Source organism: Paenibacillus sp. J5C2022 (assembly GCF_025567625.1).
GTDB lineage: Bacteria > Bacillota > Bacilli > Paenibacillales > Paenibacillaceae > Pristimantibacillus.
In genome coordinates this window covers 1-14,815 of sequence record NZ_JAOQJC010000003.1, presented here as the reverse complement: position 1 = coordinate 14,815, position 14,815 = coordinate 1, and the positions used below count along the sequence as shown (strand labels likewise).

General features: G+C 51.8%; 9 protein-coding genes. 2 read left to right on the top strand and 7 right to left on the bottom strand.

Annotation, left to right across the window (positions count from 1 at the left end):
• Positions 1-31: 31 nt before the first annotated feature.
• Complete coding sequence (locus tag M6D81_RS03345; protein WP_262675395.1) at positions 32-715, top strand: TIGR00266 family protein; 684 nt, start codon at positions 32-34, stop codon at positions 713-715.
• A gap of 1,480 nt (positions 716-2,195) precedes the next feature.
• Here M6D81_RS03345 and M6D81_RS03340 read toward each other — a convergent pair.
• The 7 genes from M6D81_RS03340 to M6D81_RS03310 all read right to left on the bottom strand — a co-directional run bounded on the left by M6D81_RS03340 (position 2,196) and on the right by M6D81_RS03310 (position 11,926).
• Positions 2,196-3,032 carry an exodeoxyribonuclease III gene (locus tag M6D81_RS03340; protein WP_262675570.1) on the bottom strand — a complete coding sequence of 279 codons (837 nt, stop codon included), beginning with the start codon at positions 3,030-3,032 and terminating at the stop codon, positions 2,196-2,198.
• Positions 3,033-3,062: 30 nt separating this feature from the next.
• The gene (locus tag M6D81_RS03335) at positions 3,063-3,407 is read right to left on the bottom strand and encodes a DUF4190 domain-containing protein (RefSeq protein WP_262675393.1); all 345 of its coding nucleotides are present in this window, start codon (positions 3,405-3,407) and stop codon (positions 3,063-3,065) included.
• A gap of 156 nt (positions 3,408-3,563) precedes the next feature.
• A complete protein-coding gene (locus M6D81_RS03330) occupies positions 3,564-4,004 on the bottom strand; it encodes a hypothetical protein (RefSeq protein ID WP_262675392.1) in 441 nt (146 codons plus the stop codon).
• Between the two features lie 13 nt (positions 4,005-4,017).
• Positions 4,018-6,339 (bottom strand): MMPL family transporter, encoded by a 2,322-nt coding sequence (locus M6D81_RS03325; RefSeq protein WP_262675391.1) that lies wholly within the window; start codon positions 6,337-6,339, stop codon positions 4,018-4,020.
• A gap of 136 nt (positions 6,340-6,475) precedes the next feature.
• A complete protein-coding gene (locus M6D81_RS03320; protein ID WP_262675390.1) occupies positions 6,476-9,760 on the bottom strand; it encodes an S-layer homology domain-containing protein in 3,285 nt (1,094 codons plus the stop codon).
• A 109-nt stretch (positions 9,761-9,869) separates the two neighbouring features.
• Positions 9,870-11,249: a sensor histidine kinase gene (locus tag M6D81_RS03315; protein ID WP_262675389.1), complete on the bottom strand. Its 1,380-nt coding sequence runs from the start codon at positions 11,247-11,249 to the stop codon at positions 9,870-9,872.
• Positions 11,246-11,926, bottom strand: coding sequence for a response regulator transcription factor (locus tag M6D81_RS03310; RefSeq protein ID WP_262675388.1), 681 nt, complete (start codon positions 11,924-11,926; stop codon positions 11,246-11,248). The genes M6D81_RS03315 and M6D81_RS03310 overlap by 4 nt, the downstream gene beginning before the upstream one ends.
• Positions 11,927-12,179: 253 nt before the next feature.
• On the opposite strand from M6D81_RS03310, the gene M6D81_RS03305 reads away from it, so the two are divergent.
• Complete coding sequence (locus tag M6D81_RS03305) at positions 12,180-13,991, top strand: LTA synthase family protein (protein ID WP_262675569.1); 1,812 nt, start codon at positions 12,180-12,182, stop codon at positions 13,989-13,991.
• Positions 13,992-14,815: the final 824 nt, after the last annotated feature.

The following is a 14,815-nucleotide window of genomic DNA, read 5'->3' as shown; positions in this document are numbered from 1 at the left end:
CTTGTACGATTAAGGAATGGAGGCGAAGCTTGTGAATTACGAAGTAAAGCACGAAGGCGCCTTTGCCATGCTGTGCGTGGAGCTGTCGCAAGGAGATCGAGTCAAGGCGGAGTCGGGTGCGATGGTATCGATGACGCCGACATTGGAGCTGAAGGGGACGACTGACGGGGGCGTGATGCGGGGTCTGGGCAGAATGCTCAGCGGGGAAAGCTTCTTCTTCCAGGAAATTACTGCCGCTCGAGGCGGCGGGCAGCTCGTGCTGGCGCCCAAGTCGATCGGCGATATTCGTGCGGTCGAGCTGGACGGCAGCTACAAGCTGCTGGTGCAGAAGGACGGCTTCCTGGCTGCAACAGACGGTATCGAGGTCAGCACGAAGATGCAGAATCTGAGCCGCGGAATATTCTCGGGCGAAGGGTTCTTCATCGTTGAGATTAGCGGACGAGGCACCGTCTTCCTCTCTTCATTCGGCGCGATCAGCGAAGTAAAGCTGGGAGCGGGCGAGGAGATCATCATCGACAACGGCCATCTGGTCGCCTGGCCCGGTTATATGGAATACAGCATCGAGAAGTCTTCGCGCGGTTGGGTATCCAGCTTCAAGAGCGGTGAGATGCTCGTATGCCGCTTCCGCGGCGAAGGCATCGTACTTATTCAGAGCCGCAATCCTTCCGGATTCGGCAGCTGGCTGCGCCGCTTCATCCCGACTTCATCCGGTTAGCATGGGACTCGATGTGCGGCTTGTCCGAGGCAGTTGCCACTTCGGTATACGGCTCTGAAGCCGATGATTGGGGGCCTGCTTGCGCACTTGCCTCGAAAGAAGCAGCTTCGCAGGCAGGCAGGCAGGCAGGCTTAGACTCAGACTTAGTCTTCAGACTTAGAACTGCTCCAGATCACCCTACCCAGAGTTCCCAGGCCTGAGCGCCCACCAGTGGCATTTTGTACGAAAAAACGTACAAACGCCCCGGCCTGAGTGCCGACCAGTGGCACTTTGTACGAAAAATCATACAAACGCCCCGGCTTGAGCGCTCACCAGTGGCATTTTGTACGAAAAAACGTACAAACGCCCCGGCTTGAGCGCCGACCAGTGGCACTTTGTACGAAAAAACGTTACTACTTAGCTACTAAGCAAGTAGGAGCTTATCGCTCAAAATGGTCACATAGAAGCGGAAAAGTAGTGGGAATTGTGCGCTATCGCTCATTTTGCTCACATAGCTCCATTAAGCGTGCCTCGTACCGCCGAAAAGTAGGAGCTATCGCTCAAAATGGTCACATAGAAGCGGAAAAGTAGTGGGAATTGTGCGCTATCGCTCATTTTGCTCACATAGCTCCATTAAGCGTGCCTCGTACCGCCGAAAAGTAGGAGCTACCGCTCAAAATGGTCACATAGAAGCGGAAAAGTAGTGGGAATTGTGCGCTATCGCTCATTTTGCTCACATAGCCCCGCCAAGCTTGCCTCGTACCGAATGGACCTAAGTAGTAACGAAAAAACGTACAAACGCCCCGGCCTGAGTGCCGACCAGTGGCATTTTGTACGAAAAAACGTACAAACGCCCCGGCCTGAGTGCCGACCAGTGGCATTTTGTACGAAAAAACGTACAAACGCCCCGGACGAGCGCTCACCAGTGGCACTTTGTACGAAAAAACGTACAAACGCCCCGGATTGAGCGCTCACCAGTGGCACTTTGTACGAAAAAACGTACAAACGCCCCGGATTGAGCGCTCACCAGTGGCATTTTGTACGAAAAATCATACAAACGCCCCGGCTTGAGCGCTGACCAGTGGCATTTTGTACGAAAAAACGTACAAACGCCCCGGATCGAGCGCCGACCAGTGGCACTTTGTACGAAAAACGTACAAACGCCCCAGCCTGAGCGCCGACCAGTGGCATTTTGTACGAAAAAACGTACAAACGCCCCGGATCGAGCGCTCACCAGTGGCACTTTGTACGAAAAAACGTACAAACGCCCCGGATCGAGCGCCGACCAGTGGCATTTTGTACGAAAAAACGTACAAACGCCCCGGCTTGAGCGCTGACCAGTGGCACTTTGTACGAAAAAACGTACAAACGCCCCGGCTTGAGCGCTGACCAGTGGCATTTTGTACGAAAAAACGTACAAACGCCCCGGCCTGAGCGCTCACCAGTGGCATTTTGTACGAAAAAACATACAAAGTGCCAGTGCACATTGCTTCTGCCGACGCTAAACCCGCACCGCCACCTCATCTGTCGACTCAACCACCGGATCAGCATCATTTGCATTCTGACCATTGACGGCCTCGTTATCCAGCTTCAGCTCCAGTAACACTGGACAGTGGTCGCTGCCCATGACGGCAGAGTGAATATCGGCAGCCGCGATGGCAGGAGCCAGCTTTGCGGAGACGAGGAAGTAGTCGATGCGCCAGCCGACATTCCGCTCCCGCACCTTCGGCATGAACGACCACCATGTATAGACGTCGGTTCGATCCGGATACAGATGACGGAAGGAATCCACATAACCGGCCTCCAGCAGTCGGGTCATGCAAGCTCGCTCCTCCGTCGTAAAGCCGGCATTGCCGTGATTAGACTTCGCGTTCTTAAGATCGATCTCTTGATGTGCGACATTCAGGTCGCCGCATAAGACGACAGGCTTGCGTGTCTCCAATTCTGCAACGTAAGCGAGGAAGCGTTCTTCCCACTCCATACGGTAGTCCAGTCTGGACAGGTCGCGTCGGGCATTGGGCGTATACACATTGACCAGATGCCAGTCGTCGAACTCCAGCGTAATGACCCGTCCTTCGAACTCGGAGTCTTCTTCTAACCCGTAATGCACACTTATCGGCTGCAGCCTCGTGAAGATTGCCGTACCGGAGTAGCCTTTCTTCTCGGCATAGTTCCAGTACTGCCTGTATTCCTCGCCCAGCTCCATTTCGATCTGGCCTTCTTGCAGCTTCGTCTCCTGAAGACAGAAGACATCGGCATCCATTTCGCGGAAGTAATCAAGAAATCCCTTCTTCACGCAAGCCCGCAGGCCGTTCACATTCCATGATATCAGTTTAATCATTGCTATCGCTCCAAGCTGATTGTCCATTTAGTAATAATAATTCGATTCGAAACCGCTGAATGCGGCGAAAGCGACGACGAATAAGATAATAATAATGGCATAAAGAGCGGTGCCGATTATGCCGCATACCAGACCTGCGATGGCCAGTCCCCGTCCTTGCTCTTGCCTCTGCTTGATCTCCTTGAACGCCAGACTTGCGAATATAATGGCGATAATTCCGATAATAAACCCGAGATAAGGGATCGTGATGGCAAGAATGCCGAGCACAAGCGCTGTAATCGCCTTGCCGTTCGTCTTGGGCGGATACGGGCTGGGCGGCTGCTGATAGCCGTAGGAATAGTGTTGGTTGTTATTTGGATATTGAGGTTCCATAACGATGCTTCTGCCTCCTTCTGTGAAGTGTCATTCATTTATCAGAAATGTATAATGTCGTAAACATCATAGCAGACATCCGCTATCGGCGACAATAAAAACACTCTCCCAATCGGGAGAGTGCCAGGGGAATGCGGGATTGTCTTTCTGCAACAATTACAATTTTAAGCTGACAATGAATACTACCGCGAGAATCGCGATGAAGAAGCCGATGACCATGGTCAAGTAACGGGATAGAGCGATAGCGTCATTCGGGTGCTGAGTGAGCTTTTTCTTCAGCTTGGCTCCCATTATTCCCGCGATGATCAGGAATAGCAGAATAATGGTGCCGCCGGCCTTCTCCATCATATCCAGCCAGAACGGCTTGCTGCTGCCGAGGTCGAGCTGGACGATCATGACAACGCCGCTGATCAGCACGACGAATGCGGACGGATGGGCGAAGCGGTTAAAGACTCGGATGATGGACCCGGTAAGCCGATTCGCATCGGCAGTTCCCAATTGCGCTTTGAGCAGAACCAGCATAATGACAATCGTCATGATGGAGCCTACCCAGAGAATCAGTCCCGTCAAATGTGAAAATAGCATAAATCCGTACATATAGTAGTCCTCCTTAATGATAGCTTTCCGATGAAATATGCCGGGCAGATGCGTGATGTGCACTGCGCTTGATCCAACGCTCCAGCAAGAGAAGCAGCGAAGGGAGCAACATGCCCCGGATAATAAAAGTATCCATAATGATGCCAATGCCCATCATAAAGCCGAATAGGAACAGTTCCTGCAGCGGCTGGGTCATCAGGACGCAGAAGGTGGCTGCAAGGATAACGCCAGCCGAGGATATGACCCCGCCAGTGGCCGACAGGCCATGGAAGACAGCTTCCTTCCATGAGCGCTGCTTCGCCTCTTCCATAATGCGCGACACGAGCATTATGTTGTAATCGACGCCAAGCGCGATTAAGAAGACGAACGTATACATCGGCAGCCGGTAGCTGATGGATTCATAGCCGAAGCCTTGGCTGACAATGAGCCAGCTTAATCCGAATGCGGCGGCATAAGACAGCAGCATCGTAGCCATCATGGTAAGAGCGATCAGTATCGATCTTGACTGGAAGATGAGCATGATCGTAATGAGCAGAATGACGATGGAAAACACAAGGATCGTGTCGCGCTCGTTCATGCTTCGGACGTCCAACTGCTGGGCGGTAGGACCGGCATAATGAAGTCGATACTGATCGGGCTCCAGCCCGGCTTCCTCGAGCAACTGCTTGCTGTTGTCCCGCAGTCCGTCGATAACTTGCAAGGCGGAATGCTCGTAGGGGTTATCAGCCAAGGTCAATTGCAAGCGTACAGCCTGCCCGTCTGCAGCCATGAAGTCGCGCGGCAATTGTCCTTCCAGGATGCCGGCCGAAGCTTGCTCCACATTCGGCGTCAGCTCGCTTACGCCGTCAGTCGCGTCAAGAGACTTGGTCAGCGCGCTCAGCTTAAGAAGCCATTCCTCAGATAGATCGATGGTCGCATCGCTTTCCAGAATGACGGTCACCGGAGCGAGTCGGCCCTTCGGGAAATTCTGTTCCAGCAGCTCGAAGCCTTGCCGCGAGGACAGATCCTCGGGGAACGACTTCATCAGGTTGAAGGAGAAGCTGATGCCGGGTACGTTGAGGGCAGCGAGCAGCATCACTGCGGTGATGGCTCCGGCAGTGTAACCGGGCCGCTTGACGACCAGCTTCGCAATCCTGGACCAGAGCGGTTGTTTGCGTGCCCGGGTTGCAGAAGAATTTGTCGTAATGCGGCTATCCCGGCCAAGTGCACCCCTATCTGCTCCCGGCACTTCCCCGTCTTCACCGCTTCCCAGTTCCTGCTTCGGCTTGAAAGGCCAGAAGGCGGCTCTTCCCGTCAACGTGAATACGGCGGGGATCAGCGTCAGTCCGCCCAGCAATATGACGGCCATGGCGATGGAGAATACGGGAGCGAAATAGTAATAAGGCTGGAATACGGCGGTGAACAGGACGATGACTGCGAGCAGTACCGTGCCGCCGCTGAACAAGATAGGCTCGCCTACCTGCATCATTGCCGCCTGCATTGCATTGTGCTTGCTCGCTGTCTTCCGGAGTTCTTCCCTGTAGCGGGAGACGACGAACAGGCAGTAATCCGTTAATACGGCGAATAACAAGATCATCATGATCGACAAAGCTTGCTTGTCTACAGTAATCCAGCCGTTCTGCGCCGCCAGCCCGAGCAGGCGATCGACGGCCTGATAGACGATTCCCGCGATCAACAGGGGAATCAGGGAAAGCAATGGCGAGCGGTAGATCGCAATAAGCAGAATGAGAATAAGGCCGACGGTAGAGAAGAGCAGGACGAGATCCGCATCCGTGAACAGCTTGATGGTGTCGGAGGCGATACCTGCAGGTCCTGTGATTTCCAGCTGCATGGCGCCTAATCCGATGGACTCGCCATACTCGCGAATATCTTCCAGCGTGTCATAGATGTCGCCGGACTCCACCTCTTTATGGAAAGCGGCTTGAAGCAGCAGCGTGCTTCCATCCTCCGAGAACAGCTTGTCTTGCGACTCAACGGGTAGCATGTGGAACGGCAAAGCGCCTGCGATGGTCGCCGGCCGCTCCTCGGAGGAAAGCCATTCGCTCATTGTACTTATCGCTTGCCGTTCATCCGCCGTAATGGGCTGGTCGCTATGGAAGACGAGCAGCGCCGTCAATCCCTGATCCGACGGAAAGTGCTTATCTACCAGCGCCTTGGCTTCAGCGGATGGCATATTCGCATGAATGCTGCCTTCGCTGCTGCTGATGGCATGTTCTTTGGCGCCGGGAGCAATGCCGGACAAGATGACGATGGCGGCAAGCCATATGACCAGCACCGCTATACTTCCTCGCTTGCTGCTGACGAAGCGAGCGTATGAACGTAGTAATGTATGCATGTCTAGTGTACCTCCTGCTTTGATCTTTCCTTGATCGTAGAGGAGGAATATGAACAAACGATGAATGGAGTGTTACAAAAAGAAGAAGACAGCCCGATAATCGATCGGACTGCCTTCAATTGGACACAGGGACAGGTTACTCTTCTTTAACGACTTTCAGATTCGTTAAAATATGGTCACATGAGCCCTCGTAGCATTGCACTGGAATCGGGATTGGAGGAGGTTCAGGACCGTCATCGCTAATGCCGTCTCCATAATCGCCGTCAGGGTTCCATAAGTTCGTTGGCGTATAGCCTTCGGCTACCGTCTCCGGAGTGAATTCAACCGCTTGTGCATAGTGACCGATGACGTTCATATTTTCATCGTAGAATATAGAATAAATTATGTTGTCGTTCACATATTTATTTGGATATTCCTTTGAACTGATCACATATGCGTTAGCGTGGATGGTCTCGTTGTCTAGTTCATACAAGTTTAGCTTGATGTTCCATAGTTCGTTTTTCCAGTCCGATACATACGTGCTTTGAGGAACGCTTACTTGTTCGTGATACATACTGACATAACGCGCTTCAGGAAGAGCGTCCGCAACACTTTGCAGGTCAACTTCCCACTTGACCGAACCAGGTACTACGAAGTCAGTTCCGCAATAAGGACAAATGGAATACAGGTCGTTCTTCAACTGCTCGCTGGTATACGGCGTGAGCACAATTCCGGGATTGTCCATAATGGGCAACGATGGCGTAAAAGAATGTGCATAAGTTCCTTCAGCGACAAGAGTATCATTCCTGTAAGCCTTTATGTACCAGGAACCGTTATCTTTTGGCGAATGCTCGATTGGAATAAGACAGAACATGAGATCGCAAGTGAATAAAGCAACGCTGCTTTCCTTTGAGGCGAATACACTAACCGTTGTATCGTATGGAATAATTGCATTGCTAGAGTAGATCATATAGTTGTAATGGTTACCGCCGCGATATCTCGTAAGCCGCAGCGATTCGATAAGATCGAGATCATCATCATAGTCTGGGGCGATTCCGTCGCCAAATCCGCCGTCGGGGTCCCACAAATTGGTTGGAGCGTAGCCTTCGGCAACTGTGCTCTCGTCGAATGTAACAGCTTGCGGATAATAGCCGATGACGTTCATTTGCTCATCATAAAAGACGGTGTAAATAATGTAATCGTGCGCCTGATTATTCGGATATTGACCATCTACAATGATTGGAGAAATGATAGGCGGCCAGATCGGATCGTCAATTAGTATGAATCGTGAGGGTCCCCAAAGCTCATTGTGAGCATCCGTTGTGTATACGCTCTGCTTCACACTGACTTCCTCTTGAATCATATTGACATAAATGGCATCCGGAAGCGATTGCTTCACTTGTTCAGGGTCTATTGTCCACAGAGCGCCATTGATAATGACGATATCCGGCGAGCAGAAGCAGAGCTGATCCTTCTTCGCAATCAATTCTTCGCGAGTATAAGGCGTGATGGTGACGCCTGGATTTTGCTCGATGCGCTCAGATGACGTAATGGTGGAATGGAATTCGCCTGTTCCGATTCCTTCTCCATCAAGAGCTACTTTAATGTACCAAGTGAAATCATCAGCTGGTTGGTAAGCGACCGGAATTTTGCATGCATAATATCGCTCGCAGACAAACAACAAATTCTCAAGCTCTGCATCAAACACCTGAATAACGATATCTGCATTGAGAGGATACCTGATGCCGTTCAGATACTCCATCTTTAAAAAGTAGTCGTAATGATTGCCCGCCCGCTCCCTGTACAGGCTGAAAGCTTCTTGAACGGCGCGGGGATAATGGACGTCAATAAAGTAGCCGGTATAAACAATGCCGTGAGAAGTCTCAACCCCCGGTCGGATGACGACAGTCACATCTTGCTTCGGAGGCAATGATAATGTTGCAACACCGGCCGCTTCGTCCAGCTTTCCAGAGCTGATTCGCTTGTAGCCTGGAACGGATAGTGATATCACCTCGTACTCAATGATATCCGCACCTTCCGCTCTAAGAGTTACCGGTACGGATATCGGCTGATCGATGTCTGCCCGTACAGTTTCATATTGTGTGACCTCCGGATCAAATCCACTTCCTTCGACATAGCTTCGCTTCAGCTCATATTCTCCAAACTTCAGCTCCGTTAAAGGTACAGCTTCCTTATCCGGCTCTGGCGTAGGAGTAGGGCCTGTTGGCGTTCCACCGCCGCCCGGAGGGAAGAAGACAGGGGGCATCGTATTCGCACCTTCGCCATCCGTTGTCGTTGGCTTTTTCTCGAAGCTGGACTCCTTGGCAGCCTTCTGGATGGTCGCTTTCTCAATAATCCCCTTGCCGACAATCTTCGTGACCGATTCCAGCACCAGATGAAGGATCGTTACATGCTCTCCAAGATCGAGCTCCGTACCCTCGGATTGGATAATAGCGGATTCCGCAGTCGAATCACCGCTGAGAACGATACGAATGTGACCGCTCTTCTTGTCAACGATTATGCTCACGATAATGCAATCTTCGAAGTAAATGGAATTGGCTCCTCCGCCTTGCACGTTAGTGGAGCCTTTCACCGTTACATTCTGGATATGCGCATCTCCTTCGCCGACGGCTTCCGTAATCGTAAGGTCTCCTTCGATGACAGTGTTGCGCAGCGTGACGCCATCTGCGGCGATGACGACATTGCCGGCAACCGTCTTCGTGCCTTCTTCAGGTCCGTATGTACCTGGTTGATCGTAGACAATAGCTGCGCCAGCTTTATATTCGAGAGCCTTCTGCAGAAGCGTAACCGCTTGCGCACGGGTCAGATTGCCTTGCGGACGGAATGTACCGTCCGTATAGCCTGTCAGAAGCTCCGCTTCCGCAAGGGCAGCCACGGAGCCGACGCTCCAATCCGCTGTCAGACCGGCATCGGAGAAGCCGGAGAGTGCTGCCATGTTGCCGCTTTCAAGCTGGAGCAGCTTGGCTACCATAATGGCGGCCTGTTCCCTCGTAATTTCGTTGCGCCAACGGATGCTGCTGTCTTCATAGCCAGCAGCATAGCCTGCCTGCACAGCAATAGCTACATCCTGATAGACCCAGTCGTCAGTATTCATGTCAGTAAAGCTTGCGTCTGTATGTGCTGTCAGTTGGAATGAACGATTAATAAATGCCATGAACTCGCCACGGCTTACGGTCCGTTCCGGCTGATACGAGCCGTCTCCATATCCCGTCAAGTAAGAGTCGGCCGCCCACTGCCTCATCACATCTTCCGCCCAGTGACCGGACAAGTCATCCGATGAAGAAGTTGTCACTGCCTCCGCCGTGTCGGCAGCGGAAGCTGCAACAGATTGAGCAGGCGCTCCCAGCAGCCCCGCCAGCATGGCGCAGATGCATAACCAGGCGAGTCCCTTGCTTGGTAAGTTCAGACTTCCAAATTTCATGTAGTCTAACATCCCTTCCATTATTTTCATCATACTTTGTCTATTCTAGCATAATGAGAAATGGAGATATAGGGAAAATAAGACATTTACCCTATTGACAGATTTATCGTTAAAACGATCTCGGCAGCCATAACGCAATTGACGTTCCTTTGCCTTCTTCACTGGAAGCCTGAATGGTTCCGCCATGCAGTTGAACGATCTTGCGGCATATGGCTAGACCCAAGCCGCTGCCGCCATCGCGGCGGCTCCTCGCTTTGTCCGCTTTGTAGAAGCGGTCGAATATATGAGGAAGAGCATGAGACGGGATGCCTATGCCAGTATCGGATACTACAACGCGCACTCCTCTCGCCTCTTCGGAGATGGCAATGGCAAGCGAGCCGTCTTCGCGCGAGAATTTGATCGCATTGGCGATTACATTCGTCCAAACATGATGCAGCAAGCTCTCATCCGCGGTTATCGTCGTCGCCGGCAAGTCGAGCTCCAGCTCCAGCCGCTTCCGCGCCCATTGCCATTCCAATACGATAAGAATATGGCGGATCTGCTCATCGAGACGGAAGCTGGACGGCTTCATGACGGGCGTATCCTTGTCCAGCGAGGCAAGCGTCAGCAGCTGCTTGCTCAGGGAGGAGAGACGAGCGCTTTCCTCATGAATGATATCGAGGTACTGCTTCTGTTCTTCCGGCGTTACTTCCCCCCTCAGTATCGCATCGGCGAAGCCGTGAATCGAAGTGACCGGCGTCTGGAACTCGTGGGACACATTGGCGACGAATTCCTGGCGCATCTCATCCAATCGCTCCAGTGCGCCTGCCATATGGGAGAAGTGCCTGGCGAGATCGCCGATTTCGTCCTGACGTTTTACATCCAGAGTCACCTTGTACGAGCCGCCTACAATTTTGTTCGTCGCCTTCTTCATTGCCTGGAGCGGCTTGACGATAGTACGGGTAAGAATGACGATAAACGCAAGAATGAGCACGAAAGCGTAGCTAAGCAGAAGACCGAGCAGCACCCTGACTTCCCCGATCTGCTGCTGCAAATTCGGACGAATGAACATGGCATACGTTTCTCCGTCATCCTGCAGCGGGAGTCCGATCGTATTACGCGAGCTGTTTTCGAAATATCCCATAATTTTCAAGACATGACTCGACTTGCTGCCATAATACGCTTCCCCATTCAGCACTTGCCGAACGGTAGCTTGCGCAATTCCGTCATGCTTGAAGGGATCGCCATAGGTATGAACGTCCAGCTTGTTGTCGGCGAGATAGATTTGATAGCCTAATGAGGCGACATGCTCCATATAAGCGTCAAGCCCGATCGCGGGAGCGGATTGGAAGAAGCTTTGCACCTCCAGAGCGATGGGCAGCACTCTCTCCCGGTTGTCGTCTTGCAGTCGGTACTCGTAATAATAATCGGTTATGAACAGGGCGGCCAGTCCGCTTATAAGCGTAATGCCGATAAAGCTGGCGACGATGCGCACATAGAGTGTTTTCATTTGCCCGCAGCCTCCAACCGGTAGCCGATACCGCGAATGGTGGCGATGATGAAGTCGCCGCTTGCTTCCGCGAACCTCTCGCGAAGCCGCTTGATGTGGACATCGATAGTACGGCTGTCTCCTTCGAAGTCTTCCCCCCATACTTGCTGCAGCAGCTGCTCGCGGGTGAAGATTTGGCCGGGGTGGCTCGCAAGCTGAGCCAGCAGCTGGAACTCCTTCAATGGCAGCTGCTTGGGCACTCCTTCTACCGTAACTTCATAGCTGCGCCGATTGATGACAGTTTGATTCAATGTAATAAGATCGGTGGAGACGATATGATAGCGCCGAAGCAGCGCCTTGATGCGGAAGATGAGCTCTTCGGGTTCGAATGGCTTAACCATGTAATCATCCGTGCCGGAGAGGAAGCCTTTCGCTTTATCTTTTTGCTCCCCTTTTGCGGTGAGCAGAATGACAGGCATATCGTAATAAGTGCGAATCTCCTGACACAGCTCCCAGCCGTCCTTCAAGGGCATCATCACATCGACAATAGCCAGATGGACGGGGTGCTGCTCCAGCAGCTCGGATGCATGCTGTCCATTCTCGGCTTCCAGGACGGCATACCCTTCCTTCTTCAGATGGTATTCAAGCAGTTTCCGGATATGGGGATCGTCGTCTGCTATCAGAATTTGCAGCTTCATGTCTTCGCAGGCTCCTTTTTGGAATAGGTTTTCCTTCCTTGAGAGGGTTTCGTCAATATGTATGGACTTTCCTATTTATTTCTGTTCCGCAATGCGTTAATATTAGCTTAACAATACACAGAACGTCGAACCGTCAGATTGCGACGGTTTTTCTTATTTTTATTCTAGTCAAAGAGCGGGAGAGTGAGCAAGCTTGACATGGATTGCGAATAGTTTCAGAAAGTCGCCGTTTTGGGCTGCTTTCCTTTTATTGATGTTGAAAATGGTCTTATTTCGTTATTTTATTTTCGAAGGCGTTCAATTCGATCGGCTGCTGGCGGATGCTGCCGCAGTTTTGGCGGTTCTATGCCTATTCGAGTTAACGACTACTTCCAGATGGAAATCGGCAGTGTTCATAGCCGTCAACGCTATCGTATCGCTTATGCTGTTTTCATCGGCCGTCTATTTCAGCTACTTCAGCAGCGTACCTACTTACAAAGCGCTGCTCAATTTGGGCCAGGTCGGACAAGTAAGCGACAGCGTCGAGGCCTCAATGGAATTGAAGTTTTTTCTGTTCTTCCTTGATTTTGCCGTATTGGCCTTGCTGAAGCTGGTTACGCTAAAGGCGAATCGTAAAGTGTCGGTGTCCAGCAAAGCGGTTGCGAAGCCGTATATTGTTATGATAGCACTGATCATTAGTTTGGGCGCTTCGCTGCTCTATATTCGTATGGACCGACATATTTCCAATGAGCTGGTGCAAGCGGAACGGCTTGGCTTCCTTAATTATCAGGTAGCAACGGCAATCAAGGAGAAGAAGGCGAGCAATGCCTTGGCGGATTCCTCCATCAAGGAGATGGAGAAGGCGGTGGCCGCGCATCTGGACAGCTATGATGACGGAGCGGTTGCCGGTACACCCAACTACTTCGGCGTTGCGGAAGGGAAGAACGTTATCGTCGTGCAGTTGGAAGCCTTCCAGAATATGATGATTAATCTGGAGGTGGACGGGCAGGCGGTGACGCCGGTCATGAACGAATTGATCGGAGACAGCTTCTACTTCCCTCATTTCTTCCAGCAGGTAGGACAAGGCAATACATCGGATGCGGAGTTCTTGTCCAATACTTCGATCTATCCCACAGGAGCGGTCGCCATGTCGAAGGGCTTCGGGGACCGGGATCTGCCCAGCTTGCCGAAGCTTCTGGACAAGGACAATTACAGCTCGCTGACGTTCCACGTGAATGACGTCACATTCTGGGAGCGAGACAAGCTGTATCCCGCATTGGGCTTTACGAAATATTACGAGCGAGCAGACTTCAACAACGATAAATTCAATGCTTTCGGCGCTTCCGACAAGGAGATGTACCGGGTAGGACTGAAGGAGCTGACCAAGCTTCATGAACAGGACAAGCCGTTCTACGCCCAGTTCATCAGCACATCCAGCCATCATCCGTTCAAGGTGCCGAAGGATCTGCAGACGATGACGCTGCGGGATTCGCTGGAAGGAACACAGCTTGGCAACTATATTCAGGCAAGCCGCTATACGGACCAGGAGCTCGGCCGCTTCATAGAAGGGTTGAAGGCGAACGGCATGTGGGACAACACGGTGCTTCTTATCTACGGCGACCACTTCGGCTTGCAGACGAAGGACAACGATCCCGCGTGGGTCGAAGAGCAGCTTGGCATGAAGTATGAAGAGAGAATGAGCCGCTTCAACATTCCGTTCATCGTACATGTGCCAGGGGTTGAAGGCAAGACGCTGCAGACGGTAGGCGGACAGGTCGATATTATGCCGACAATTGCCAATCTGCTTGGCGTCTCTCTGGAGGAGGAAGGCTTCACGGCGTTCGGCAAGGACTTGCTTAACGTAACCAACAATGCGATTGGCATGAGGTATTATATGCCGACGGGATCTTTCTTCAATAATGACATCATGTTCGTACCGGGCGAAAGCTTCGAGGACGGTACCGCCTATGATCTGAATACGATGGAACCGGTCGAAGAGTTCAGCCAGTATCGCGATGATTACGATTATGTACTGAAGCTGATGAAGCTGTCTGACGAATATGTGAAGCTGCTTCCGAAGCGATAGCGAATCGGATAAGCCGCTCGTCTCTTAGGGGACGGGCGGCTTTTTGGGTTGTTGCGCCCGAACGCTGGGATTTGTACGAAAAATCGTACAAAAAGGATTGCGCAGCGCCTAGTGCGCAGGGATTTGTACGAAAAATCGTACAAAAGGGAACGCGCAACGCCTAGTGCGCAGGGATTTGTACGAAAAATCGTACAAAAGGGAACGCGCAACGCCTAGTGCGCAGGGACTTGTACGAAAAATCGTACAAAAAGGATCGCGCAGCGCCTTGTGCGCAGGGATTTGTACGAAAAATCGTACAAAAAGGATCGCGCAACGCCTAGTGCGCAGGGATTTGTACGAAAAATCGTACAAAAAGGATCGCGCAGCGCCTAGTGCGCAGGGACTTGTACGAAAAATCGTACAAAAAGGAACGCGCAACGCCTAGTGCGCTGGGATTTGTACGAAAAATCGTACAAAAAGGATCGCGCAACGCCTAGTGCGCAGGGACTTGTACGAAAAATCGTACAAAAAGGATCGCGCAACGCCTAGTGCGCAGGGATTTGTACGAAAAATCGTACAAAAAGGATCGCGCAGCGCCTAGTGCGCAGGGATTTGTACGAAAAATCGTACAAAAAGGATCGCGCAACGCCTAGTGCGCAGGGATTTGTACGAAAAATCGTACAAAAAGGATCGCGCAGTGCCCCGTGCCCCTGAGTTTGTACGAAAACTGCACCGGTTATAAGGTTATAAAGCTAGTAAAAGGAGATGGCGATAGAGGCAATAAAGTGTGTAATAGAGAAAGCAGTGTGCATTAGGGAAATTAAAGTGTGTAATAGAGAAAGCAG